22 protein-coding genes are annotated in these 21981 nt (G+C 73.7%); 11 read left to right on the top strand and 11 right to left on the bottom strand.

All coding sequences use genetic code 11. The features are described from left to right. Positions 1 to 9: 9 nt before the first annotated feature. Entirely contained in the window at positions 10 to 1047 is a 1038-nt protein-coding gene (locus AB0M97_RS18545; protein ID WP_365961986.1) for a PHP domain-containing protein, read from the bottom strand. 136 nt (positions 1048 to 1183) lie between these two features. Between AB0M97_RS18545 and AB0M97_RS18540 the strand changes: the two genes are divergently transcribed. Together AB0M97_RS18540 and AB0M97_RS18535 are read left to right on the top strand one after the other, a co-directional pair. Beyond that, positions 1184 to 1984, top strand: a complete 801-nt coding sequence (locus AB0M97_RS18540) for an SDR family oxidoreductase (RefSeq protein WP_365961940.1) — start codon at positions 1184 to 1186, stop codon at positions 1982 to 1984. Between the two features lie 84 nt (positions 1985 to 2068). Further along, positions 2069 to 2305, top strand: a complete 237-nt coding sequence (locus tag AB0M97_RS18535) for a hypothetical protein (RefSeq protein WP_365961939.1) — start codon at positions 2069 to 2071, stop codon at positions 2303 to 2305. 52 nt (positions 2306 to 2357) lie between these two features. Here AB0M97_RS18535 and AB0M97_RS18530 read toward each other — a convergent pair whose 3' ends face one another. The 4 genes from AB0M97_RS18530 to AB0M97_RS18515 all read right to left on the bottom strand — a co-directional run bounded on the left by AB0M97_RS18530 (position 2358) and on the right by AB0M97_RS18515 (position 5316). Further along, the gene (locus tag AB0M97_RS18530) at positions 2358 to 2915 is read right to left on the bottom strand and encodes a VanZ family protein (protein WP_365961938.1); all 558 of its coding nucleotides are present in this window, start codon (positions 2913 to 2915) and stop codon (positions 2358 to 2360) included. 47 nt (positions 2916 to 2962) lie between these two features. Next, on the bottom strand, positions 2963 to 3613 hold the full coding sequence (locus AB0M97_RS18525) for a DUF4230 domain-containing protein (RefSeq protein ID WP_365961937.1): 651 nt from the start codon (positions 3611 to 3613) through the stop codon (positions 2963 to 2965). 147 nt (positions 3614 to 3760) lie between these two features. Next, positions 3761 to 4141 carry an anti-sigma factor antagonist gene (locus tag AB0M97_RS18520; RefSeq protein WP_365961936.1) on the bottom strand — a complete coding sequence of 127 codons (381 nt, stop codon included), beginning with the start codon at positions 4139 to 4141 and terminating at the stop codon, positions 3761 to 3763. A 224-nt stretch (positions 4142 to 4365) separates the two neighbouring features. Next, positions 4366 to 5316, bottom strand: a complete 951-nt coding sequence (locus AB0M97_RS18515) for an NADP-dependent oxidoreductase (RefSeq protein WP_365961935.1) — start codon at positions 5314 to 5316, stop codon at positions 4366 to 4368. A 94-nt stretch (positions 5317 to 5410) separates the two neighbouring features. Here AB0M97_RS18515 and AB0M97_RS18510 point away from each other — a divergent pair, with 94 nt between their 5' ends. Continuing rightward, positions 5411 to 6367, top strand: coding sequence for a helix-turn-helix domain-containing protein (locus AB0M97_RS18510; RefSeq protein ID WP_365961934.1), 957 nt, complete (start codon positions 5411 to 5413; stop codon positions 6365 to 6367). 221 nt (positions 6368 to 6588) lie between these two features. Then, positions 6589 to 6981, top strand: coding sequence for a VOC family protein (locus AB0M97_RS18505; protein WP_365961933.1), 393 nt, complete (start codon positions 6589 to 6591; stop codon positions 6979 to 6981). A 43-nt stretch (positions 6982 to 7024) separates the two neighbouring features. Here AB0M97_RS18505 and AB0M97_RS18500 read toward each other — a convergent pair whose 3' ends face one another. Then, on the bottom strand, positions 7025 to 7336 hold the full coding sequence (locus AB0M97_RS18500) for a DUF4235 domain-containing protein (RefSeq protein WP_365961932.1): 312 nt from the start codon (positions 7334 to 7336) through the stop codon (positions 7025 to 7027). Between the two features lie 110 nt (positions 7337 to 7446). Continuing rightward, positions 7447 to 8496: a glutathione S-transferase C-terminal domain-containing protein gene (locus tag AB0M97_RS18495; protein WP_365961931.1), complete on the bottom strand. Its 1050-nt coding sequence runs from the start codon at positions 8494 to 8496 to the stop codon at positions 7447 to 7449. Positions 8497 to 8683: 187 nt separating this feature from the next. Between AB0M97_RS18495 and AB0M97_RS18490 the strand changes: the two genes are divergently transcribed. Beyond that, positions 8684 to 9655, top strand: a complete 972-nt coding sequence (locus tag AB0M97_RS18490) for a cation diffusion facilitator family transporter (protein WP_365961929.1) — start codon at positions 8684 to 8686, stop codon at positions 9653 to 9655. A gap of 60 nt (positions 9656 to 9715) precedes the next feature. Here AB0M97_RS18490 and AB0M97_RS18485 read toward each other — a convergent pair whose 3' ends face one another. After that, positions 9716 to 10165: a nitroreductase family deazaflavin-dependent oxidoreductase gene (locus tag AB0M97_RS18485; RefSeq protein WP_365961928.1), complete on the bottom strand. Its 450-nt coding sequence runs from the start codon at positions 10163 to 10165 to the stop codon at positions 9716 to 9718. 245 nt (positions 10166 to 10410) lie between these two features. Here AB0M97_RS18485 and AB0M97_RS18480 point away from each other — a divergent pair, with 245 nt between their 5' ends. Next, entirely contained in the window at positions 10411 to 11379 is a 969-nt protein-coding gene (locus tag AB0M97_RS18480) for an aldo/keto reductase (protein ID WP_365961927.1), read from the top strand. A gap of 75 nt (positions 11380 to 11454) precedes the next feature. Here AB0M97_RS18480 and AB0M97_RS18475 read toward each other — a convergent pair whose 3' ends face one another. Then, a complete protein-coding gene (locus AB0M97_RS18475; RefSeq protein ID WP_365961926.1) occupies positions 11455 to 12282 on the bottom strand; it encodes a phytanoyl-CoA dioxygenase family protein in 828 nt (275 codons plus the stop codon). A 63-nt stretch (positions 12283 to 12345) separates the two neighbouring features. Here AB0M97_RS18475 and AB0M97_RS18470 point away from each other — a divergent pair, with 63 nt between their 5' ends. After that, positions 12346 to 13281 (top strand): helix-turn-helix domain-containing protein, encoded by a 936-nt coding sequence (locus AB0M97_RS18470; RefSeq protein ID WP_365961925.1) that lies wholly within the window; start codon positions 12346 to 12348, stop codon positions 13279 to 13281. A gap of 91 nt (positions 13282 to 13372) precedes the next feature. Here AB0M97_RS18470 and AB0M97_RS18465 read toward each other — a convergent pair whose 3' ends face one another. After that, positions 13373 to 14074, bottom strand: coding sequence for a DUF4232 domain-containing protein (locus AB0M97_RS18465; protein ID WP_365961924.1), 702 nt, complete (start codon positions 14072 to 14074; stop codon positions 13373 to 13375). Positions 14075 to 14166: 92 nt separating this feature from the next. After that, the gene (locus tag AB0M97_RS18460; protein ID WP_365961923.1) at positions 14167 to 16548 is read right to left on the bottom strand and encodes a SpoIIE family protein phosphatase; all 2382 of its coding nucleotides are present in this window, start codon (positions 16546 to 16548) and stop codon (positions 14167 to 14169) included. Between the two features lie 431 nt (positions 16549 to 16979). Between AB0M97_RS18460 and AB0M97_RS18455 the strand changes: the two genes are divergently transcribed. From AB0M97_RS18455 to AB0M97_RS18440, 4 genes are all read left to right on the top strand, one after another. Next, positions 16980 to 19223: a glycoside hydrolase family 9 protein gene (locus AB0M97_RS18455; protein ID WP_365961922.1), complete on the top strand. Its 2244-nt coding sequence runs from the start codon at positions 16980 to 16982 to the stop codon at positions 19221 to 19223. Positions 19224 to 19375: 152 nt separating this feature from the next. Further along, entirely contained in the window at positions 19376 to 19624 is a 249-nt protein-coding gene (locus AB0M97_RS18450) for a hypothetical protein (protein WP_365961921.1), read from the top strand. Between the two features lie 3 nt (positions 19625 to 19627). Further along, the gene (locus AB0M97_RS18445) at positions 19628 to 20005 is read left to right on the top strand and encodes a toxin Doc (protein ID WP_365961920.1); all 378 of its coding nucleotides are present in this window, start codon (positions 19628 to 19630) and stop codon (positions 20003 to 20005) included. 227 nt (positions 20006 to 20232) lie between these two features. Beyond that, positions 20233 to 21843, top strand: a complete 1611-nt coding sequence (locus AB0M97_RS18440; RefSeq protein ID WP_365961919.1) for an RICIN domain-containing protein — start codon at positions 20233 to 20235, stop codon at positions 21841 to 21843. The last annotated feature ends 138 nt before the right edge of the window (positions 21844 to 21981 follow it).

Here is a 21981-nt window from a genome sequence, read left to right as displayed (position 1 = left end):
GGTACCACGTCAGGGTCCGGCCACGCCGTCCGGCAGCCGCCGCTCCCGGGCCCAGGCCAGCAGGTCGTCCGCGGACCACGTGGTCACCACGCGCCGCGGGGGCACCCCGCACTCCTCCGCCCGGGCGCATCCGAGGATCTGCCAGTCCAGCTGGCCGGGGGCGTGCGCGTCGGTGTCGACGGAGAACAGCACGCCCGCGTCCACCGCCCGCCGCAGCAGCCGGCGCGGCGGGTCCAGCCGCTCGGGCCTGCTGTTGATCTCCACGGCGGTGCCGGTCTCGGCGCACGCCGCGAACACCTCGTCCGCGTCGAACTGCGACTCGGGCCGCCCCCGCCCGGTCACCAGCCGCCCGGTGCAGTGCCCCAGCACGTCGGAGTGCGGATCGCGTACGGCGGCCACCATGCGGCGGGTCATCGCGCGGGCGTCCATGCGCAGCTTGGAGTGGACCGACACGACCACCACGTCGAGCCGGTCCAGCAGCTCGGGTTCCTGGTCGAGGGAGCCGTCGTCGAGGATGTCGCACTCGATGCCGGTCAGCAGCCGGAACGGCGCCCAGGTCCCGTTCAGCTCCGCCACCACGTCGAGCTGCTCCCGCAGCCGCTCGGCCGACAGGCCCCGGGCGACCGTCAGACGGGGGGAGTGGTCGGTGAGCACCGCCCACTCGTGGCCGAGGCGGGCCGCCGCCCGGCCCATCTCCTCGATGGGGCTGCCGCCGTCGGACCAGTCGGAGTGCAGATGGCAGTCGCCGCGCAGCAGGGCGCGCAGCCCGTCACCGGCCCGGGGGCCCTGCCCGGCCGCCTCGGCCTCCAGCTTCCGCAGGTAGCCGGGCACTTCCCCGGCCAGCGCCTCGCGCACCACCTGCGCGGTCTTCGGGCCGACGCCCTTCAGTGACTCCAGCGACCCGGCCGCGGCCCGCTCCCGGACCTGCTCCTCGCCCAGCGCGGCCAGCGTCCGGGCCGCGGTGCGGAACGCGCGGACGCGGTACGTCGGCGCCAGGGACCGCTCCAGCAGGAAGGCGATCCGGTCCAGCGCCTCCACGGGGTCCATCGCCACGCGGTCACCTCCTGGGTCCAGGGTTGCCCACCGCCTCCGGGGCCGCACGACGGACGGGCCGGTTTGCCGGGTACCCGTCCGGGTACTGCGATGCGCTGTCGCCCGCCGTCCTGCCGACAAGGAGCCCGCCATGACCGTTTCCGCCGGCCGAGTGGCCGTGATCACCGGTGCCGACTCCGGCATCGGCCGCGCCACCGCCGTACGCCTGGCCCGGGAGGGGCTGGACGTCGGCATCACCTGGCACGAGGACCTGGAGGGCGCCGAGGAGACCGCCGAGGAGATCCGTTCCCACGGCCGGCGCGCCGCCGTGGCCCGCATGGACCTCACCCGGCTGCCCGAGGCCGCCGACGCGGTCGACGAGCTGTGCGAGCAACTGGGGCGGCTGGACGTGCTGGTGAACAACGCCGGTACGGGCACCATGACGCCGTTCCTCGACCTGGAGCTGTCCACCGTCCGCGAGGTCCTGGACGTCGACCTGGTCGGACCCTTCCTGTGCGGGCAGCGGGCGGCGCGGCACATGATCCGGCAGGGCGGCGGGGGCCGCATCGTCAACGTGACGTCCGTGCACGAGCACCAGCCGCGGGTCGGCGCGGCGCCGTACTGCGCGGCCAAGGGCGGGCTCGGACTGCTCACCCAGGTCATGGCGCTGGAACTCGCCGAGCACGGCATCACCGTCAACGCGGTGGCGCCCGGCGAGATCGCCACGCCCATGACCGGCCAGGAGGACACCGACGTGCACACCGAGCGCCGTCCGGGCGTGCCGCTGGGACGTCCCGGCGACGCCCGGGAGGTGGCCGCCGTGATCGCCTTCCTCGCCGGCCCCGACGCGTCGTACGTCACGGGCGCCTCGTGGAGCGTGGACGGCGGGATGCTCCGGATGGGGCCGCAGGCCGGTTCGCACCTGACCGGCGACGAGTGGCGCCGTCCCTGACACGGCGCACGGCCCCTCCGGAGACGGACCTTCCGGAAGAATCCGGTCATTCATGGACGAAGGATGCGTTTTACCCTCTATGACATGACCGAGAGCGAGAGCCCCTACATCTCCCACCCGCGGATCATGGTGCACAGGGTGCAGCCCGGCACACCGCCGTTCCGGATCGTGGAGATCGACGGCCAGGTGGTCGGTGAGGCCAAGGCCGTCGTCGACGTCCTCCAGGCCGCCGCCGCGTTCGGGATCACGGTGCACGACCTGGACGACCCGGACGTGGTCCGCTGGGTGGGAGGCGACAAGTTCACCTGGACCCGGCGCTGAGGCCCGCCCCCGTGACGGCCGGTCCACGCCGGGTGGCCGCGCGGCAGGCGGGTCACGCGCGCTTCTCGCGCGCGTGCACGGCCCGGCTCAGCCGGCGTCCCACGAGCAGGTAACCGATCAGCGCGCCCGTGGTGTTGAGGATCACGTCGTCGATGTCGAAGGCGCGCCCGGTCACCACCGCCCCCTGCGCGAACTCGACCAGCAGCATGACGACGGCGGTCAGCAGCATGACCCGCAGCAGCCCCCGGGTGCGCGGTGCGACGACCGGCACCAGCACCCCGAAGGGCACGCCCAGCAGCACGTTTCCCCCGATCTGGCGTACGGCGTCGCGCAGTTCGGGCTGGTCCAGATAGGCGCTCAGGGACCGGCCCGGGTGCAGGTTGCTGTGCGTCAGCGCCTCCGAGGCGGGGGAGGGCTGCAGGGTCAGCCGGGCCAGCACGGCCGCGAACGCCACCATGAACGCGAACGCGCACAGCATCGCCAGCAGCCGCAGCGGCAGCGGCAGCGGGCGCCGCTCCGGCTCGGGTCCGGGCTCGGGCTTGGCGGGGCGGCGCCGTGCCAGGCCGCCCCGCAGGGACAAGGCACGCGGGCGCGCGCCTGATCGGTTCATGAATCCTCCAGTCGCTCCGTCGCTCCAGTGGCCGGCATTCCGGCGGGTCAGCTGCCGTACGTCACGCGCACCTCCTTGAAGCCGAGGGAGCGCAGCAGGCCCTGGAGCATCCTGGTGGTGTTGGTCTCGGCGCGTTCGGTCAGGCCGCTGTCCTTCGCCGCCTCGCCGATGTGCCGTACGGCGAGCTTCTGGACGGCCTGTTCGCCGTTCGGGTTGCCGGAGAACAGGTCGCCGAGCCGGTCGAGCAGCCCGCGCTGCTTGGAGACGGCGTAGGACCGGTCCGGGTCGAGGGCCGGGGTGCCGAGCGCGGCGTGCGGCAGCCTGATCGTCGCCGAGGTGCGGTCGTCGTCGACCCTCACGTCGCCCTTGCGGATCTTCCCGAGGTCGACATGGGCGTCGACGGTGCCGGCCCCGACGTACAGGGTGCGGGTGCCGCGGACCGCGTCGGGCAGATAGGCGGCGTCCTTCTCCAGGTCCACGACGACCTGGAAGTTCCCGGAGGCGGCCTCGTAGCGGCTCATGTCCCGGATGGACTCGAGCAGCGCGGGGCCGGAGCGGTCGTGGGTCTCGGTGCCGAACAGGTCCTTCAGTCCCGGCAGTACGGTCAGCCGGAGCCCGGCGAACAGCACGGCGAGCACGACGACGACCGCGCCCAGCACCTTCGCCCAGCCGGGCACGCGTCCGATGGATGTCGTCATGGCGGCGGCCCTCCCTCCTCCTCTCCGGGTGCCCGCCGCTTGCCTTGCCAGACAGGGAAGTTGATTTCCCTTGCGAGACAGGGAAGTTGGCGGGAATGCGCCGCACGGGAGCGGTCGGGGAGCCCAGAGGGGGGGAGAGGGGGGCCGTCACACCGAGCCGGACGTGGCCTCCGGGCAGGCGAGGGCGGCCTCCAGGGTGGGCTGCGGGGGAAGCAGGCGGGACATGCCTGTGACGCGCAGCACGCGCAGGGTCAGCGGGTGGGCGCAGACGAGCAGCAGATGCCCGTGCCGGTCCACGACCCGCCGCCGGGCCCGGTACAGCAGCCGCAGCCCGGAGCAGTCGAAGAACTCCACCCGGCTGAGGTCGATCACGACGCGAGGCGTGGCGCCGCCGGTCACCTCGTCCAGGTGCGGGGCGATCTCCGCCGCCGCGGCGATGTCGATCTCGCCCCGGAACTCCAGCACCGTGTGGCCCCGGTCCTGATGGACGCGCAGATACCGGGTGAACGGCGCAGGCTCCTGCTGCACGACGACACCGCCTCCAACTCTCCGAGCGCCGGCAGGGAAGCGGCCCAACACCGCCTCCCTGCCCGCAAGTTACCCCCGAACGATGGAATTGGAGCATGTTCGATTGACATATGTCTTCGAATTGCGGCCGAGTTCTTTCGCTGCACGTTCAGGCGCACGTGCAGCGGCACGTTCGAGGGTTTTCGGCGGGTCGTCCGGGCCTGCCGGAGGCCTGTCGGCCGAGGTCAGTCGGCCAGCAGGACCAGCTTCCCGGTGGTGCGGCCGGTGCCGCCGAGCGCGTGCGCCCGAGCCGCCTCGGCCAGCGGGAAGGTCCGCTCGATCTCCGGACGCAGCCGGCCCGCCTCGACCAGCTCCGCGACGGCGCGCATCCCGCTGTGGGACGCGTCCACGAGCATCCGCACCGCGCGCATGCCGAGCCGTTCGGCCTCCCGCGGGAACTCGTCCGAGCCGCCCGGCAGGATCGACACCACGATCCCGCCGGGGCGCAGCACCCGCAGCGAACGGACGGGCGTGTCCTCACCGAGGGTGTCCAGGACCACGTCCACGTCCTTCACCGCCGAGGCGAAGTCCGTCGTCCGGTAGTCGATCGCCTCGTCCACGCCGATGCCGCGCAGGAAGTCGTGCTTGCCCGCGCTCGCGGTGCCGATCACGTGGGCGCCGCGCGCCTTGGCGATCTGCACGGCCACGTGCCCGACGCCGCCGGCCGCCGCGTGGATCAGCACCCGCTGCCCCTCGCGCACGTCCGCCGTCTCGACCAGCGCCTGCCAGGCCGTCAGGGACACCAGCGGGAGCGCGCCCGCCTGCGCGTGGTCGATCGAGGCGGGCTTGTGCGCGAAGGCGCGGGCCGGGCCGGTCACGTACTCGGCGTGCGAGCCGTGCCCGAACGGGTAGGGCAGCATCCCGAACACCTCGTCGCCCACCTGGAACCGGGCGACGCCGACACCCACGGCCTCCACCACGCCGGACACGTCCCAGCCCAGCACGAAGGGCGGCTCGCCCAGGAAGCCGCCGTGTTCGCGGTGCTTCCAGTCGGTCGGGTTGACGCCGGCCGCCCTGACCCGGACCAGTACCTCGTTCGGCCGCGGCGCGGGCCGTTCCACCTCCACCGTCTTGAGGACCTCGGGTCCGCCGAGGACGTCCTGGCTGATGGCCTTCATCGTGTTCACAGTGCTCATGGTGAACCAGCCTGCCGGTCGCCGCCCGGCAGGGAAATGGCATGATGGCCAACATTCGACACGATCGTGCCAACGAGGGCGTAGAGTCGTGGCCATGCGGCACACCAAGCGCCCGGAACGCGTCGTCGTCCTCGCCCTGGACGGCGTCTACCCCTTCGAACTGGGCATCCCGAGCCGGATCCTCGGCGCGGCCGACGACCGGTACGAGGTCCTGACCTGCACCGTCGACGGCCGACCGGTGCGCACCAACGCGGACTTCGGCATCACCGTCGAGCACGGCCCCGAGGCGCTCGCCACCGCCGGCACGGTGGTGATCGCGCCCGTCGCGCCCGCCCTGATCACCCCCGAACTCCCCGCCGACGTGGCGGACGCCCTCGCCCTGATCCCGCCCGACGCGCGGATCGTCTCCATCTGCACCGGCGCCTTCGTACTCGCCGCCGCCGGACTCCTCGACGGCCGCCGCGCCACCACGCACTGGCGGCTCGCCGACCACTTCCGCCGGCTGTTCCCGCACGTCGGCCTCGACCCGGACGTGCTCTTCGTCCACGACGGCCGGATCCTCACCTCCGCGGGCGCCGCCTCCGGCGTCGACGTCTGCCTGCACCTCCTCCGCGAGGACCACGGCAGCGAACTCGCCAACACCGTCGCCCGCCGCTGCGTGGTCCCGCCGTTCCGCGACGGCGGCCAGGCCCAGTACATCGAGCAGCCGGTCCCCGAGCAGGGCGCCGCCGGCACGGCGGCCACCCGGGCGTGGGCCCTGGAACACCTCGACCGGCCCCTGTCCCTGGCCGACCTCGCCGCGCACGCCCGGATGAGCCGGCGCACCTTCGTCCGCCGCTTCAACGAGGAGGTCGGCCTCAGCCCGGGCCGCTGGCTCATCCAGCAGCGCGTCGCCCGCGCCCGGCACCTGCTGGAGTCCAGCGACCTGTCCGTGGACCAGATCGCCGGCCGGGTCGGCTTCGCCACCGGCGCCTCACTGCGCCAGCACCTGCACGCGGCCATCGGGGTGTCGCCGCAGACCTACCGGCGCACGTTCCAGACGACCCGCTGACCCTCTCGCCGGACCACGCGACGGACCCGGCGCCCCGCGTCCCCATGGGCCCGGCCCGCCCATGACGTCCGGTCAGAACGGCGCGCGGCCGAAAACGGGCGGCTGCTCGTGTCCGGACGACCGCGGACCGTGGCCGGCGGCCGACTGAATCCGGCGGGCCGGGATAACCGCAAAGGACCGGGCGCGGTGCCGCACCGCGCCCCGGAACCAACGGAGGAAACATGGCACTGGTCAACGCGGGCGTCGTGGTGCTCGACTGCTCCGAGCCCGAGAAACTCGCCGTCTTCTACCGGGAGTTCCTGGACGCCGAGGACACGGACGTGGCCGCCAACCGGGTGGAGATCCGCAGCCCCGACGGCACCCGGCTGGCGTTCCGGCGCGACGCGAACGCCACCCCGCCGAGCTGGCCGCGCCCGGAGAACGCGCTCCAGGCCCACCTGGAGTTCATGGTGGACGACCTGGACGCCGCCGAGCGCAAGGTGGTCGAACTCGGCGGACGGCCCCTGGAGGCGAAGGACGCGCACGGCCCCTACGAGGAGCGCGGCTTCGCCGATCCGGCGGGCCACTCCTTCACCCTGCGCCGTGTCGCGCCCCTCGCCCCCAAACGCGGCTGACGGACCGCACCCCACCGGGGTGACGGTCCGTCAGTCCCACCCGTCAGTCCCGGCCGCTCTTGTCCGAGGCCGGCCACACCCCCGTACGGCGCTCGATGGCCTTCGCGCCGGCGCGGTCCACCGCGCTGCGCACCGCGGCGAAGATGGCGCCCTGGATCGCGGAGGCCAGCAGGATCTCGCCCCAGCGGCGGTCCGGGTCGAGTGCGTCGGGCGCGTCGTCCTCCTTCCGGATGGCCTTCCACACCTGGCGGAAGGCCATCCCCGCGAGCGCGCCGCCGGCCCAGCTCAGCGCGAACCCCACCGGCTTGTAGGCGGCGGGAAGCCTCTTCTTCATCTTGCTGCTGCTCTTGGCCACGTGGGTCCTCTCAGTTCTCCGACGGCTCCCGGTGTCGTCGGCGCTGTCGGTCTCGTCGTTGTCGTCGGTCTCGTTCGGTGTGGATCCGGGGTGCTCGCGCCCCGGTCGTGTCAGGGCCGTCCTGCCGCCGGCACCTCCTCGCCCGAGGGCACCGGCCCCGGCGGCGTCCCGTCGCCGAACGGCCGCCCGCCCAGCTCCTCACGGTGGTGCGGGGTGAGCCAGCCGGACAGGTCCGGGCCGATCGGCACGATGCCGACCGGGTTGATGCCGGTGTGCACCCGGTAGTAATGGCGCTTGATGTGGTCGAAGTCCACCGTGTCGCCGAACCCGGGCGTCTGGTACAGATCGCGGGCGTACGCCCACAGCACCGGGTGCTCCGCCAGCTTCCACCGGTTGCACTTGAAGTGGCCGTGGTAAACGCCGTCGAACCGCACCAGCGTCGTGAACAGCCGGATGTCCGCCTCGGTGATCGTGTCCCCGACGAGATAGCGCTGCCGCTCCAGCCGCCCCGCCACCAGCTCCAGACGGCGGAACACACCCGCGCACGCGGCCTCGTACTCCTCCTGCCCGGTGGCGAAACCCGCCCGGTACACGCCGTTGTTGACGTCCTCGTAGACGTCCTCCATCACCTCGTCGATCTCGTCCCGCAGCGCCTCGGGGTACAGGTCCGGCGCGCCGTCGCGGTGCAGGGCCGTCCACTCGGTCGCGAAGTCCAGGGTGATCTGCTGGTAGTCGTTGGTGACCAGCTTGCCGCTGGGCACGTCCACCACCGCCGGCACGCTCACCCCGCCCGGATGGCCGCTCTCCCGCCGGTCGTAGGCCTCGCTGAGGAAGCGGATGCCGAGGACCGGGTCGCGGCCGTCCGGGTCGAGGGTGAACCGCCAGCCGCGGTCGTCCTGGATCGGGTCGGCGACGGCCAGCGACACGGCGTCCTCCAGGCCCAGCAGCCGCCGGGAGACCAGCGCGCGGCTCGCCCACGGGCAGGCCCGGCTGACCACCAGCCGGTAGCGGCCGGACTCGACGGGCCAGCCGTCCCGGCCGTCGGCGGTGATCCGGTCCGCGAAGTGCGCCTTGGACCGCTTGAACGCCTTCCTGCCGTACGCGCTGTTGCCGTCCGGGCCGGCGTCTGCGTCCTGCCCGGCTCCGCGGTCGCCGCTCATGGCCGCTCTCCTCACGTCCGTATGCGTTGCCGTACGCACTGGCGTACGTCCTGCCGTAACTGCCGTATCCACTGCCGGGTCGCGTATGCCCCCACACACGCGTTCCCCGAAATCGGCCGACGGCACGGTGTGAGCTGGGCCGACCGGGGCAATCGGCGAACGTGGACGCGAGAGCGACGGAGCACAGGTGAGCAAGACACCCCCGGAGAGCAGAACGGAACGAAGGACCCGCGTCACCGTCCTGGTGGCGCTCGCGGCCAACCTGGTGATCGCGGTGGCCAAGGCCGTCGGCGGGCTCGTGGCGGGCTCGCCCGCGCTGCTGTCGGAGGCCGCGCACTCCGTGGCGGACAGCCTGAACGAGGTCTTCCTGCTGGCCGCGCTGCGCCGCAGCAGGCGCCCCCCGGACCGGCGTCACCCGTTCGGCTACGGCAAGGAGCGGTACTTCTGGTCGCTGCTGGCCGCCGTCGGCATCTTCGTGATGGGCGGCTGCTTCTCCTTCTTCCAGGGCTTCGAGGCCCTGAGCGGCGACGCCGAGGAGAAGTTCTCCGGATACGTCGCCGGTCTCGTCGTGCTGGTCGTCGCCCTCCTCGCCGAGGCCGCCTCACTGATGCGCGCCCTGTACCAGGTGCGCCGGCAGGGCGGCGGAGTGGACGGGCTGCGCGACCCGGCGCTGCGCACGGTGGTCGCCGAGGACGGCACGGCGGTGCTCGGCGTCAGCCTCGCCATCACCGGAATGGCCCTGCACATGGTCACCGGGCAGGCCGTGTGGGAGGCGTCGGCGTCGCTCGCGATCGGCGCCCTGCTCGTGTTCGTCGCCTACCGGCTCGGCCGCGAGGCCCGCGACCAGCTCATAGGGGAGGCCGCCGACCCGCGGGCGAGCGGCCGCATCCGTGCGCTGCTGGAGGCACAGCCCGAGATCGACAGCGTGGAGGCGCTGCTCACCATGAAGACGGGCCTGGACTCGGCCCTGGTGGCCGCCCGCGTGGACCTGGTGCCCGGCCTGGACAGCGAACGGGTCGAGGAGGTCGCCGTGCGCATCAAGCGGTCGATCTACAGCACCGTCCCGGAGGCCACCGAGGTGTTCCTCGACGTGACCGACCGGCTCGCGCGCCGGGCACATGAAAGCCCCGCCGCGACGGGGGAACGCGGCGGGGCCTGACACACGGGTGCCCGGCCGTCACCGGAACATGCGCGTCCGGTGAAACTTTTTTCCGGGAGGTCAGTTCCCGTCCACGGGGTCCAGGACGAACACCGGAATCTCACGGTCCGTCTTCTGCTGGTACTCGGCGTACGGCGGGAACGCCGCGACGGCGCGCTCCCACCACTCGGCCTTCTCCGCGCCGGTGACCTCACGGGCCGTCATGTCCCGCTTCACCGGCCCGTCCTGGAGTTCCACACGCGGGTGGGTCTTGAGGTTGTAGTACCAGACGGGGTGCTTCGGGGCCCCGCCGAGGGAGGCGACCACGGCGTACCGGCCCCCGTGCTCGACGCGCATCACCGGCGTCTTGCGCAGCTTGCCGGACCTGGCGCCCCGGCTCGTCAGCACGACCACCGGCAGGCCCGTGTCCCGCAGGGTCGTCCCCTGCGTGCCGCCGGAACTCTCGTACAGCTCCACCTGCTCGCGCACCCACTGCTCCGGACTCGGTTCGTACTCGCCCTCCAGAGGCATGGCATCCGTCCCATCGTCACGTTCGGCTCTGTTTGTCCGAGTCCAACATCCACACGGACAAGATTCAACCGCGACGGCGCGTCCGCTCCCATGCCGGGCCGTCCCCTGCGGGCAGCGGCGGCGGCGCCCCGTCCGGCCGGTGCCCGGTCCCGGCCTTCGAGCGCGCACGAAGACGTACGCTCGCCTCTGGTACCCCCGATCAGACACCCCCGGTCCGGCGTCCTCCGAAGGCAGGAGCAGCAACGATGCAGTACGTGAAGCTCGGTTCGACGGGTCTCGACGTGTCGCGGATCTGTCTGGGCTGCATGACCTACGGACTTCCCGACCGCGGCGTGCACGAGTGGACCCTCGACGAGGCGGCCTCACGCCCGCTGATCCGGCAGGCGCTGGACGCCGGCATCACCTTCTTCGACACCGCGAACGTCTACTCCGACGGCACCAGTGAGGAGATCGTCGGCCGGGCGCTGCGCGACTTCGCGCGCCGCGACGAGATCGTGCTCGCCACGAAGGTGCACGGCCGGATGCGGCCCGGGCCGAACGGCGGCGGCCTGTCCCGCAAGGCGATCATGACCGAGATCGACCACAGCCTCGACCGCCTCGGCACCGACTACGTCGACCTCTACCAGATCCACCGCTGGGACCCGCACACGCCCGTCGAGGAGACGATGGAGGCCCTGCACGACCTGGTGAAGGTGGGCAAGGTGCGCTACCTCGGGGCGAGTTCGATGTACGCGTGGCAGTTCTCCAAGGCCCAGTACACCGCCCGCATGAACGGCTGGACGCCCTTCGTGTCCATGCAGAACCACTACAACCTCATGTACCGCGAGGAGGAGCGCGAGATGCTGCCGCTCTGCGCGGACCAGGGCGTCGGCGTCCTGCCCTGGAGCCCGCTGGCCCGGGGCAGGCTCACCCGGGACTGGGACACCACCACCGAGCGCAGCGCCACCGACCGGTTCGGCAGCACCCTCTACCAGGAGGGCGACCGCGCCGTCGTCGAGGCCGTCGCCCGCATCGCCGGTGAGCGGGGCGTGCCGCGCGCCCGGGTCGCCCTGGCCTGGTTGCTGCACCAGGACACGGTGACCGCCCCGGTTGTCGGCGCGGCGAAGCCGCAGCACATCGAGGACGCGGTGGCCGCGGTCGGCCTCGAACTCACGGACAAGGAGATCGAGGAACTGGAGCAGCCCTACGTTCCGCACCCGATCGCCGGCCACTGAGAGCACCCCGTGAAGGGGCGCGGGGAACCGCGCGACAAGCCACGGCGAACCCACGCCCGGCAAGGACGCGAACGCCTAGTGCGGCTCCCGCGGGGCGAACTCCGTGCCGCAGGGCCCCGCCCCCTCACTCCCCGGCAGCGCGACCCGTTCGCCGTCCATCGTCAGCGTCCGGTAGAAGTCGCCGATCCGTTCGGCCGAACGGCCCACGTAGTGCCCGATGAACGACCTGCGGAACCGGCCGGCGCTGCGGTTGGGCCCCGAGCCGTGCACCAGGCTGCCGTTGAAGAACAGGACGTCCCCCGGCGCCATGTCGACCGGCACGGCCCGCAGACCGGGCGGCGGCGGCACGTACTCCCGCGCGAACGACACCTCGGCGTCCGCCTCCTGAGGGCAGAACAGGTCCATGCGGTGCGTGCCCGGCACCACCTCCAGGCCGCCGTTGTCCCGGTCGACGGCGTCGCAGGCCAGCCACGCCGCCACACAGGTGCCCGGCTCCACCCGCAGATAGAAGTTGTCCTGGTGCAGCGCCTGCCCCCGGGCGCCGGGCGGCTTGAAGTAGAACATGCTCTGCGCGGCCAGCACCTCCTCCCCGAACAGCGCCTCCAGCACCGCCCGCAGCCGCGCGTCCAGCAGCACGCTCCGCGCCACGCCGCTGATCTCGTGCGGATGCATCACGCGGGGATACGCGTCCAGCGGATCGCCGCCGGGCCCGGCGGCACGGGGCGTGAAATGCCCGGGGACCGGCCCGGCCGCGTGCAGCGCCGCGAACTCGGCGCACAACCGGTCCACCTCGTGCGCCCCGAACAGCCCGCGCACCACCGTGAAGCCGTCCTCCCGGTACCGCCGCAGCCCGTCCGGGGTGAGGATGGACATACCGGCCGCGCCCTTGCCCGTGACTGTCATGGGACCTCTCCTCCTCCGACCGCCCCCGCCCCGTCACGCTAGGCCGCCCGCCGCCGAGGGAGGATGCCCGTGCGTGCTGACGGACTGCCCGCGACTGCTGCGGCGGGCGACCCCGCCCCGCCACCGGGCCTGGTGGTCGTCGGCCGGTTCGACCAGCGGGCCGGCTACCGCGTCAGCCGGCCGCGCGGCGCCGACAGCTGGCTGTTCACCTGGACGACCGGCGGCCACGGCCGGCTGCGCCAGGGCACGTCCGGCGTCCTGGCGGGCCCCGGCCACCTGGTCGTCCTCGCCCCCGGCACCCCGCACGGCTACGGCGTCGCGCCCGGCGCCCCGCACTGGCGGTTCTGGTGGGCGCACTGCCAGGCCAGGCCCTCCTGGTCGCCCTGGCTGCGCCCGTACGGCACCGGCGACGGCATGTACGTCGTCGGCCCGGCGCCCGCCGCCCTGCACGGCCCCGTCGAGGCGGCGTTCCGCCGGATGCGGGCCGCCGCCCGCTGGACCGGAACCGGGACACCGCCCGTCGGCACCGCCGAGGACGACCGGGTCGCGGTCGCCCACGGCAGCGCCGCCCGTGAACTCGCCCTGTGCGCGCTGGAGGAGGCCGTCCTGCTCACCGCCGCGAACACCGGAAACCCGGGAGCGGGGCCCGGCGTCGACGCCCGGATCCGCCGGGCCGAGGCGCTCATCGCCGCCGACCCGGGCGCCCCGCACACCGTGCGCTCACTCGCCGCGGGCGTGGCACTGTCGCCGTCCCGGTTCGCGCACCTGTTCACCGAGCAGCTCGGCCGGTCACCGATGCGGGCGCTGCGTGAGGCCCGGCTGCGGCACGCCGCCCGGCTGCTGGAGAGCACCGACCTGTCCGTGGACCGCGTCGCCGCCGCGTCGGGCTTCGCCAGCCCGTTCCACTTCCACCGCGTCTTCCGCGAGCGCTACGGCACGCCGCCGGGCGCCTACCGCGCGGAGTACGGGGCCGGGGGAGCGGCGGCGCCGGGGAACTGATGCCACGTCGGACGGACCGGTGCGCGGGCACGGGGACCCGCCTCCGGACGGACCGACGCGCCCGGCAGCCCTGTCCTCCCACGCGGCAGCGTCAGGCCCCGCTGCCCGCGCCGAACACCGTGAGGAACACCGACGACGAGTTGCCGCCCACCGGCACCGCACCGGCCGTCCACGGCACCTTCAGGGAGGTCCGCTCGTCCGGCGGTGTCACCAGCAGCGCCGCCGGTGTGGCCGTCCGCGCGCCGCTGGTCTCCGGCGAGGCGAAGGACAGCCCCGCCCAGGCGGTGCCGCCCGGGGCCAGCGTCACGGTCGTGGGCCTGAAGCCGGGGCTGCGCTTCGGGTCGGGCCCGAGCTGCCTGCCGTCGGCGTCCACGAACGCGGCGCCCGGATAGCCGTACACCGTGCACGTGCGGGACGAGGTGTTCGTCAGGACGATCGGGAAGTTGCGCTGCCCGGCGCCCGGTTCGACGCGGCCGACGGAGGCGCGCAGCTCACTGGTGTGGCAGCGGCTTCTGCCGGCGCTGTCAGCGGCCCCGGGCGCGGACTTGGACGTGGGCCGGGACGCGGGCCCGGACGGGGACGCCGACTTCGCCGACGAGGCGGTCGTGTCGCCCGGTGCGGTCCTGGACGGGGTGCCGTTCGTGGGATGCGCGTCGGTACCGCTCGCGGCGGGCATGCGCTGGGGCGCTGTCGTGGTGCCGTCGGAGCCGCCGCAGGCGGTCAGCGTACCCAGCAGTGCCAGCGCACCGGCCAGCAGGGCGGCCCGGGAGACGGACGAGGACGTGTTCGCCATGGTTCTCCATTCCTGGAGGTTCCCTTACGCCGAGTGTCCCCCGTATGACGGGATCGACGCCCGACGGGTTCCCGGCAAGCGGAAGTTGGCGCTCACACGTCGTCGAACAGGCTCAGCTCCGCCCAGATCGTCTTGCCCTCCGGGGTGTGCCTGCTGCCCCAGCGCTGGGTGAGCTGCGCGACCAGCAGCAGCCCGCGGCCGCCCTCGTCCCACGTCTTGGCGCGGCGCAGGTGCGGCGCCGTCGGGCTGGTGTCGGACACCTCGCAGATCAGCGTCGTCGCGTCGTGGATCAGCCGCAGCCGGATCGGCGGGGCGCCGTACCGGATCGCGTTGGTGACCAGTTCGCTCACGACGAGTTCCGTGGTGAACGACGCCCCGTCCAGCTGCCAGACGGCGAGCTGGTCGAGGACCTGCTTGCGCACGGGCGCGACCAGCGACGGGTCGGCGGGAATGTCCCACGTGGCGACCTGCGAGGCGGGCAGGCCCCGGGTGCGGGCCAGCAGCAGCGCCACGTCGTCGGCGGCGCCGCCCGCCGGGAGAAGGGCGTGCAGCACCCGGTCGCACGCCTCCTCCAGGGAGCCGGAGGGCGACGCCAGGGACGCGCACAGGACGTCCCGGCCGGCGTCGGCGTCCCGGTCGCGGTGCTCGAGCAGCCCGTCGGTGTAGAACGCCAGCACGCTGCCCTCGCGCAGGCTCAGTACCGCCGACTCGAACGGCAGCCCGCCCAGGCCGAGCGGGGGACCGGCGGGCAGGTCGACCGGCCGGGGCGACCCGTCCGGCGGGATCAGGATCGGCGCCGGGTGCCCGGCCCGGGCCATCGTGCAGCGCCGCGACACCGGGTCGTACACCGCGTACAGGCAGGTCGCGCCGACCTCGCCGGTGCTGTCGTCGCCGCCGGACTCCGCGGACAGCCTGACGACCAGGTCGTCGAGGTGGGTGAGCAGCTCGTCCGGGGCCAGGTCGATGTCGGCGAGCGTACGCACGGCGGTCCGCAGCCGGCCCATGGTGGCCGAGGCCTGGATGCCGTGACCGACCACGTCGCCGACGACCATGGCGACCCGCAGCCCGGACAGCGGGATCACGTCGAACCAGTCGCCGCCCACCTCGGCGCGCGCGGCCGGCAGATAGCGGGACGCCGCCTGCACGGCGACGGTGCGCGGCAGCCACCGGGGCAGCAGGCTGCGCTGGAGGGTGAGGGTCGTCTCGCGCTCGCGGGAGTAGCGGCGGGCGTTGTCGATGCAGACGGCGGCGCGCGCCGTGACCTCCTCGGCGAGGAGGACGTCGTCGCCGGTGAACGGATCGGGGCGGCGGTGGCGGGTGAAGACGGCGACACCGAGGGTCGCGCCGCGCGCCTGGAGCGGCACCGACATCGTCGAGTGGACGCCCCGCTGCCGGAACCCCTCCGGCCGTTCCGCGTCCCGGGCCGGCCACGGGCCGAGGTCCCCGGACGGCACGGCAGCCACGACCGTACGGCCCCCGGTGAGGGAGTCGGCCTGCGGGGAGCCGGCCGGACAGACGTTCACCTGCCCCGGCTCGGACAGCGCGTCGGGGCCGTCCGGGTCGACCGACCGGTGGGCCGTCCGGCGCAGCCGGACCGGCGCCGTCAGCGGACCGGCGGGCTCGGCGCCGTCCGGCGTGTCGAGCAGGTCGACGCTGACGGAGTCGGCCAGCGCGGGCACGCACACGCCCGCCAGCTCCCGGGCGGTGCGGGCCACGTCCAGGGTGGTGCCGATCCGGACGCTCGCCTCGTTGACGAGTTGGAGCCGCTCCCGGGCGCGGAACTGCTCGGTGAAGTCGTGCGCGGTCACGCACACGCCCCGCACCCGGCCCCCGGCGTCGGTGAGGGGTGCGATCCGGGCCAGCCAGGCGTGCGCGCGCCTCTCCGAGCCGGCCTTGAGATGCGTGTGCATGTCGTAGCGGCGGCCGGTGGCGAGCACCTGGCGCATGTGGCGTTCGAGTTCGACGCTCTGCGGCCGGTCGTTGATGTCGGTGGCGCGCAGGCCCCGGATGCGGGCGGCGGGCAGGCCGATCAGTTCCGTCATGGCGTCATTGGCGCCGCGCAGCCGCAGCCGCTCGTCGTAGATCATCGTGGCGCACGGCGACTGCGTGAGGGCCGCTCTGACCAGCGGATCGTCCCCCCGTCCGGGGCTCGCGTCGGGCAGCGGGGCGACCGCGAACCAGTGTCCCGGACCGCCGTCCTCCGGGATGCGGTGGTGCGCCAGGACCCACACGGGCACGCTGTGGCCGTCGCGGTGCCGCAGCACCAGGGTGCCGTTCCAGCGGGCCTGGCCGGGGCCGGGCGGTGCGGGTGCCGCGCCGTCGGCGAGCAGGTCGGCGGCGGGGCGTCCGACCACGTCGGCGGCCGGATGGCCGAGCAGCAGGCGGGCGCCCTCGTTCCACTCCCGCAGGGTGCCGGTCGCGTCGGCGACGGCCCGTGCCGCGTCGGCATCGTCGAACGGGTTGACCGGACTCATCGTCGCCACTCCATCGCGGACACTCACAGTGAACAGGCGGCGTCACCTGGGTGCCAGCCTAGTGCGTGGACGCCCCGCGCGGCTCCGGACGAGCGCCGCCGGGGCAACCCCGGGGGGCGGCCCCGGACCGGGAAAGCGGGGCTTTCCGAAACGCTTCGAGGAGTCACCGAGACGCTTTTCGAGGGGGCGCCGGAACGATGTGCGAAGGTCGCCGGAACGTGTGCCGAGAGGGGGCCGGAACGTTCTTCGCGGGCCGCCGCCGTTCGCCGTCGGGGGCGCCGCGCCGGGCGGTCCCGACGGAGTGGAGAAAAAAGTCAGTCCGGTCCTGACCGTTGACGTGGGTCACACCTGCCACAACTATGGCCTCCGACTGCCGCTGGGAGCGCTCCCACGGCGAGCGCATCCCCGCACCTCCGATGAGGAGCCCAGACGTGAACAAACGCAGAACCGCCCTGTTGTCCCTGACGGCCCTGCTGGCGACCGCGCTCACCGCGCTGCCCGCCGGGCCGGCCGGGGCCGACGAGGTCGAGCAGGTCAAGAACGGCACCTTCGACACCACGACCGCCCCCTGGTGGACCACCAGCAACCTGACCGCGGGCCTGTCCGACGGCCGGCTCTGCGCCGACGTCCCCGGCGGCACCACCAACCGCTGGGACGCCGCCGTCGGCCAGAACGACATCACCCTCGTCAAGGGCGAGTCGTACCGCTTCAGCTTCAGCGCGACCGGCTCGCCCGAGGGCCACACGGTGCGGGCGGTCGTCGGCCTGTCGGTGGCGCCCTACGACACGTACTACGAGGTCAGCCCGCAGCTGAGCGTCTCCGGGAACTCGTACACGTACACCTTCACCTCGCCCGTCGACACCGCCCAGGCGCAGGTCGGCTTCCAGGTCGGTGGCGGCGCGGACGCGTGGCGCTTCTGCATGGACGACGTGTCCCTGCTGGGCGGCGTGCCGCCGGAGGTGTACAAGCCGGACACCGGGCCGCGGGTCCGGGTCAACCAGGTCGCCTACCTGCCGAGCGGCCCGAAGAACGCCACCTTGGTCACCGACGCCACCGAGAGCCTGCCCTGGCAGCTCAAGAGCGCCGGCGGCACGGTCGTGGCGCGCGGCTCGACCGTGCCGCGCGGCGAGGACGGCTCCTCCGGGCAGAACGTCCACTCGATCGACTTCGGCGCCTACCGCACGGCGGGCCGGGGCCTCACCCTGACCGCCGACGGCCAGACCAGCCGGCCGTTCGACATCGGCACCGGCGCGTACGACAAGCTGCGCCTGGACGCCGCGAAGTACTACTACACGCAGCGCAGCGGCGTCGCCATACGCGACGACCTGCGGCCCGGGTACGGCCGCGCCGCCGGGCACGTCGACGTGGCGCCCAACCAGGGCGACGGCAAGGTGCCCTGCCAGCCGGGCGTGTGCGACTACACCCTCGACGTCACCGGCGGCTGGTACGACGCGGGCGACCACGGCAAGTACGTCGTCAACGGCGGCATCTCGACGTGGGAGCTGCTGAGCACCTACGAGCGGGAGATGTACGCGCGCACCGGCGAGGTGGAGAAGCTCGGCGACGGCTCGCTGCGCATCCCGGAGAGCGGCAACAGGGTCCCGGACATCCTGGACGAGGTCCGCTGGGAGCTGGAGTTCCTGCTGAAGATGCAGGTGCCGGACGGCAAGCCGCTGGCGGGCATGGCCCACCACAAGATCCACGACGAGCAGTGGACGGGCCTGCCGCTGATGCCGAGCGACGACCCGCAGAAGCGGGAACTGCACCCGCCGACCACCGCGGCCACGCTGAACCTGGCGGCGACCGCGGCCCAGGCGGCCCGCGTGTACCGGCCCTACGACCGGCAGTTCGCGGCGACCGCGCTCGCCGCGGCCCGCAAGGCGTGGGAGGCGGCCCTCGCCCACCCGGACGTGCTGGCGTCCGAGTCCGACGGGATCGGCGGCGGCACCTACGCCGACTCCGACGTGTCCGACGAGTTCTACTGGGCGGCCGCCCAGCTGTACCTGACCACGGGTGAGCAGAAGTTCCAGGACCACGTGCTGAAGTCGCCGGTCCACACGGCCGACATCTTCGGCCCGACCGGCTTCGACTGGGCACGGACCGCCGCCGCCGGACGCCTCGACCTGGCGCTGGTGCCCAACCGGCTGCCCGGCCGGGACAAGGTCCGCCAGTCCGTGGTCCGGGGCGCCGACCGCTACCTGGCGACGCTCAAGGCCCACCCGTACGGCCTGCCGTACGCGCCCGAGGGCAACAAGTACGACTGGGGTTCCAGCCACCAGGTGCTGAACAACGCGGTCGTCCTCGCCACCGCCTACGACATCACCGGCAGCGCCAAGTACCGCGACGGGGCCGTGCAGAGCATGGACTACATCCTCGGCCGCAACGCGCTGAACATGTCGTACGTCACCGGCTACGGCGAGGTCAACGCGCACAACCAGCACAGCCGCTGGTACGCCAAGCAGCTCGACCCGAACCTGCCGAGCCCGCCCGACGGCACGCTCTCCGGCGGTCCGAACTCGAGCATCCAGGACCCGTTCGCGCAGAGCAAACTCCAGGGCTGCGTCGGCCAGTTCTGCTTCATCGACGACATCCAGTCCTGGTCGACCAACGAGCACACCATCAACTGGAACGCCGCGCTCGCCCGCGTCGCCGCCTTCGTGGCCGGCCAGAGCTAGCGCTTCCCATCGCACCACCACCGGGCGGCTGCCGCCCCGCGACCCGCGGGGCGGCAGTCGCCCAGGGCTGTATGCCGTCCGGTGGTACCGTCCGATCGATGCGCTGACCTGCGGGTATTTACGGAACAGTACCCGAGCGGTACCGTGAGGGCATGCCAGCTCTCAACGTGGAGTTCAGCGACCGCGAGCTAGAGGACCTGCGGCAGATCGCCAAGGAACGCGGTACGTCGATGAAGGCCCTCGTACGGGAGGCCGCCGCGGCCGACATAGCGCGGCACCGGGCGCTGCAGGAAGGCGCGCAGGCGTTCCGCCGCTTCTTCGCGGCCCACGCCGACGAGTTCGCCGCCGCCTTCCCGGACGACGAACCGGCCGCCGCCAGGCGCGCGGGGCGGGGCGCCTGACCGATGGCACCGGTCGTCCACATCGACGTGCCCTGGCTCCTCCAGCGTCACGAGGAGGTGCTGCCCGACCAGCCCACGATCAACGACTTCTCCGCGCTGGTCGCCGCCGTGGCCCGGCACCGTGTCGACCCGCCCCGGCTCGGCGTGGACTCCGACCCGGCCTGGCGGGCCGCCGCGCTGCTGCACACCCTCGCTCTGCTGAAGCCGCTGCCGTCGGCCAACGCCCGCTTCGCCTGCGCGACCGCGGTGGCCTACATGTTCGTCAGCGGCGCCGGCATCGACCCGCCCTACGGCGCCCTCGTCGACCTCGCCCGCGATCTGATGTCCGGCAAGGCCGACATCTACGGCGCGGCCGACCGGCTGCGGTCCTGGCAGATCTGACGGATCCGGCGCCGGCCGCGGGTGCCCGGAGTGTCTTGTTGGGCCCGAGTGGGCTGTGCCAGAGTGAAGCCCCCGTGCGGGGGGAAGGCCGGCCGTCGTACCGGGGCCGGCCCCGGTACGACGCGCCGTCGGTGCACGCGCCTCCCGCTTCGTCGCCCAGAAGGCCGGCTCCGGCGTCCTTTCGGCGAGCTGAACTTCTGTGTCACGCGCGGGAAGGAAACAGCTCAGTGCCAGCCCTCCACCCCCCTCGTCCGCCTCGTCCGGCGCCCGGCGGCCATCCCGCGCAGTCCGACGAGGTGCTCGCCGCCCGGCGGAAGGGCCGCCTGGAGGACGAGTCCGACCGGGCCGCCGCCCTGCTGATGGCGCGGCACTGGCAGTCGGCGCACGACTACGCCGTGATCTGCCTGGCCTCACCGTCGCCCGTCGCCGCCATGGTCACCGCCGCCGCGTTCCGCCGGGCCCTGGACGGGACCGCCCCCGGCGCGGAGCCGGCCGCGCTGCGCCCCCGGCTCCTGGTGGCCGTGCGGGAGACGGTCCGCGCATGGGCCGCCGACGACCGCCTGTCCGGCGTCCTGCCCCCCTTGCGGAAACCCGCCGGCGGTCGCGGCATGCACACGGCGAAGTCGCTGACGCCGGACAACCGGGCACTGGCCGAACGGTCGTTCCAGTCCCTTCCGGCCGCCGCGCGCTGTGTGCTGTGGCACACCGAGGTCGAGGCCGAGCCCCTGTCCGTGCCGGCTGGCCTGCTGGGCATGGACACCGGCACCGCGTCGGCCGTACTCGAACAGGCCCGGGAGAAGTTCCGGGAGGGCTGTGTCCGCGCCCATCGGGAACTCGCGCCGACCAGGGACTGCCGCCTTCACAACCGGCTCCTCGACGTGCCGATCCGGCGCGGCGGTGACCTGCTGCCGGACGTCCGCGAGCATCTCGCCGAGTGCCGCCACTGCCGCTTCGCCGCCGAACAACTCAGCCGGTGCGAAAGCGGCGTGGGCCTCCTGCTCGCCGAAGCCGTGCTCGGCTGGGGCGCGCGGCGCTACCTCGACTCGCGGCCCGCCCGGACGGCATCCCGTCGCGCGCGGGGCGCCGCGCGACGCAGCCGCCGGACGCTCACCGGACGGGCCGCCCCGGGCCGCTGGACGCCGCCCCTCCCGCGCTCCCCGCGCACACTGCTCTCCGGTCTCGGAACGGTCTCGGCCGCTGTGCTGGCCACCGTCCTGATCGCCAACGTCTGGTCCTACGGCGGCGACACCGGCGCGGCGCCCTCCACCGGCGCCGCCAGGGCACCCGGGGCCGCCTCGCCCGCCCCGCCCGACTCGGCCGGGCTGCCCACGGCGCCCGGGCGGACACGGCTGCGCAGCGTCGCCGCCGGCCTGTGCCTCGACGTGCGTGGCCCGGCGGAGGCCGGGGCGGGCGTCGGCCTGGCGGCCTGCTCACCGGCGTGGACCCAGCAGTGGACGTACGAGGAGGGCCTGCTGCGCAGCGCCGCCGACCCCGGGCTGTGCCTGGACTCCCGTGCCGACGCCGGGATCGTCGTCCTCGGCACCTGCACCGAACGGCACGACCGGCGAGCCGATGACGTCCGCTACGACCTCACCGTGCGGGGCGAGCTGCTGCCGCGCTGGGAGAAGCAGCTGGCCCTGGCCGTCACCACGCCCGACGCGAACGCCGACATCGTCGTCGCAGTGCGGGACGGCTCCGGCGCCCAGCGCTGGCGCACCGATCCCGTCCCGGTGGCCGAGGGCTCCCTGTCCGCCGCGGACACGGACGCCCCGGCCGCCCGCGCGGCCGGGGCGAGCGGCGGGCGCTGGGGCCTGTCGTTGGGATCAGCCTGGCCGTGACGCGCTGTGCCTCCGGGCCGATCCGAGCGGGGTCTGGTGCGTGCAACTGCTAGGCGGAGGAGGGAGTCGACGCGATGGGGGTCCCTCCCGCGCGAGTGAAGCCGAGCGTGGGGGAGTCGGCGAGTGACGACAACGCCG

Source organism: Streptomyces sp. NPDC051207 (assembly GCF_040682395.1).
Lineage (GTDB): Bacteria > Actinomycetota > Actinomycetes > Streptomycetales > Streptomycetaceae > Streptomyces.
The sequence above is the reverse complement of the archived record's forward strand: the minus strand, read 5'-3'. Positions and strand labels throughout refer to the sequence as shown.

Bases quoted from the DNA above. Each gene is read 5' to 3' on its own strand.
- AB0M97_RS18545 (WP_365961986.1), bottom strand. From the start codon at position 1,047: ATGGACCCCGTGGAGGCGCTGGACCGGATCGCCTTCCTGCTGGAGCGG.
- AB0M97_RS18540 (WP_365961940.1), top strand. From the start codon at position 1,184: ATGACCGTTTCCGCCGGCCGAGTGGCCGTGATCACCGGTGCCGACTCC.
- AB0M97_RS18535 (WP_365961939.1), top strand. From the start codon at position 2,069: ATGACCGAGAGCGAGAGCCCCTACATCTCCCACCCGCGGATCATGGTG.
- AB0M97_RS18530 (WP_365961938.1), bottom strand. From the start codon at position 2,915: ATGAACCGATCAGGCGCGCGCCCGCGTGCCTTGTCCCTGCGGGGCGGC.
- AB0M97_RS18525 (WP_365961937.1), bottom strand. From the start codon at position 3,613: ATGACGACATCCATCGGACGCGTGCCCGGCTGGGCGAAGGTGCTGGGC.
- AB0M97_RS18515 (WP_365961935.1), bottom strand. From the start codon at position 5,316: ATGAGCACTGTGAACACGATGAAGGCCATCAGCCAGGACGTCCTCGGC.
- AB0M97_RS18510 (WP_365961934.1), top strand. From the start codon at position 5,411: ATGCGGCACACCAAGCGCCCGGAACGCGTCGTCGTCCTCGCCCTGGAC.
- AB0M97_RS18505 (WP_365961933.1), top strand. From the start codon at position 6,589: ATGGCACTGGTCAACGCGGGCGTCGTGGTGCTCGACTGCTCCGAGCCC.
- AB0M97_RS18495 (WP_365961931.1), bottom strand. From the start codon at position 8,496: ATGAGCGGCGACCGCGGAGCCGGGCAGGACGCAGACGCCGGCCCGGAC.
- AB0M97_RS18485 (WP_365961928.1), bottom strand. From the start codon at position 10,165: ATGCCTCTGGAGGGCGAGTACGAACCGAGTCCGGAGCAGTGGGTGCGC.
- AB0M97_RS18480 (WP_365961927.1), top strand. From the start codon at position 10,411: ATGCAGTACGTGAAGCTCGGTTCGACGGGTCTCGACGTGTCGCGGATC.
- AB0M97_RS18475 (WP_365961926.1), bottom strand. From the start codon at position 12,282: ATGACAGTCACGGGCAAGGGCGCGGCCGGTATGTCCATCCTCACCCCG.
- AB0M97_RS18470 (WP_365961925.1), top strand. From the start codon at position 12,346: ATGCCCGTGCGTGCTGACGGACTGCCCGCGACTGCTGCGGCGGGCGAC.
- AB0M97_RS18465 (WP_365961924.1), bottom strand. From the start codon at position 14,074: ATGGCGAACACGTCCTCGTCCGTCTCCCGGGCCGCCCTGCTGGCCGGT.
- AB0M97_RS18460 (WP_365961923.1), bottom strand. From the start codon at position 16,548: ATGAGTCCGGTCAACCCGTTCGACGATGCCGACGCGGCACGGGCCGTC.
- AB0M97_RS18450 (WP_365961921.1), top strand. From the start codon at position 19,376: ATGCCAGCTCTCAACGTGGAGTTCAGCGACCGCGAGCTAGAGGACCTG.
- AB0M97_RS18445 (WP_365961920.1), top strand. From the start codon at position 19,628: ATGGCACCGGTCGTCCACATCGACGTGCCCTGGCTCCTCCAGCGTCAC.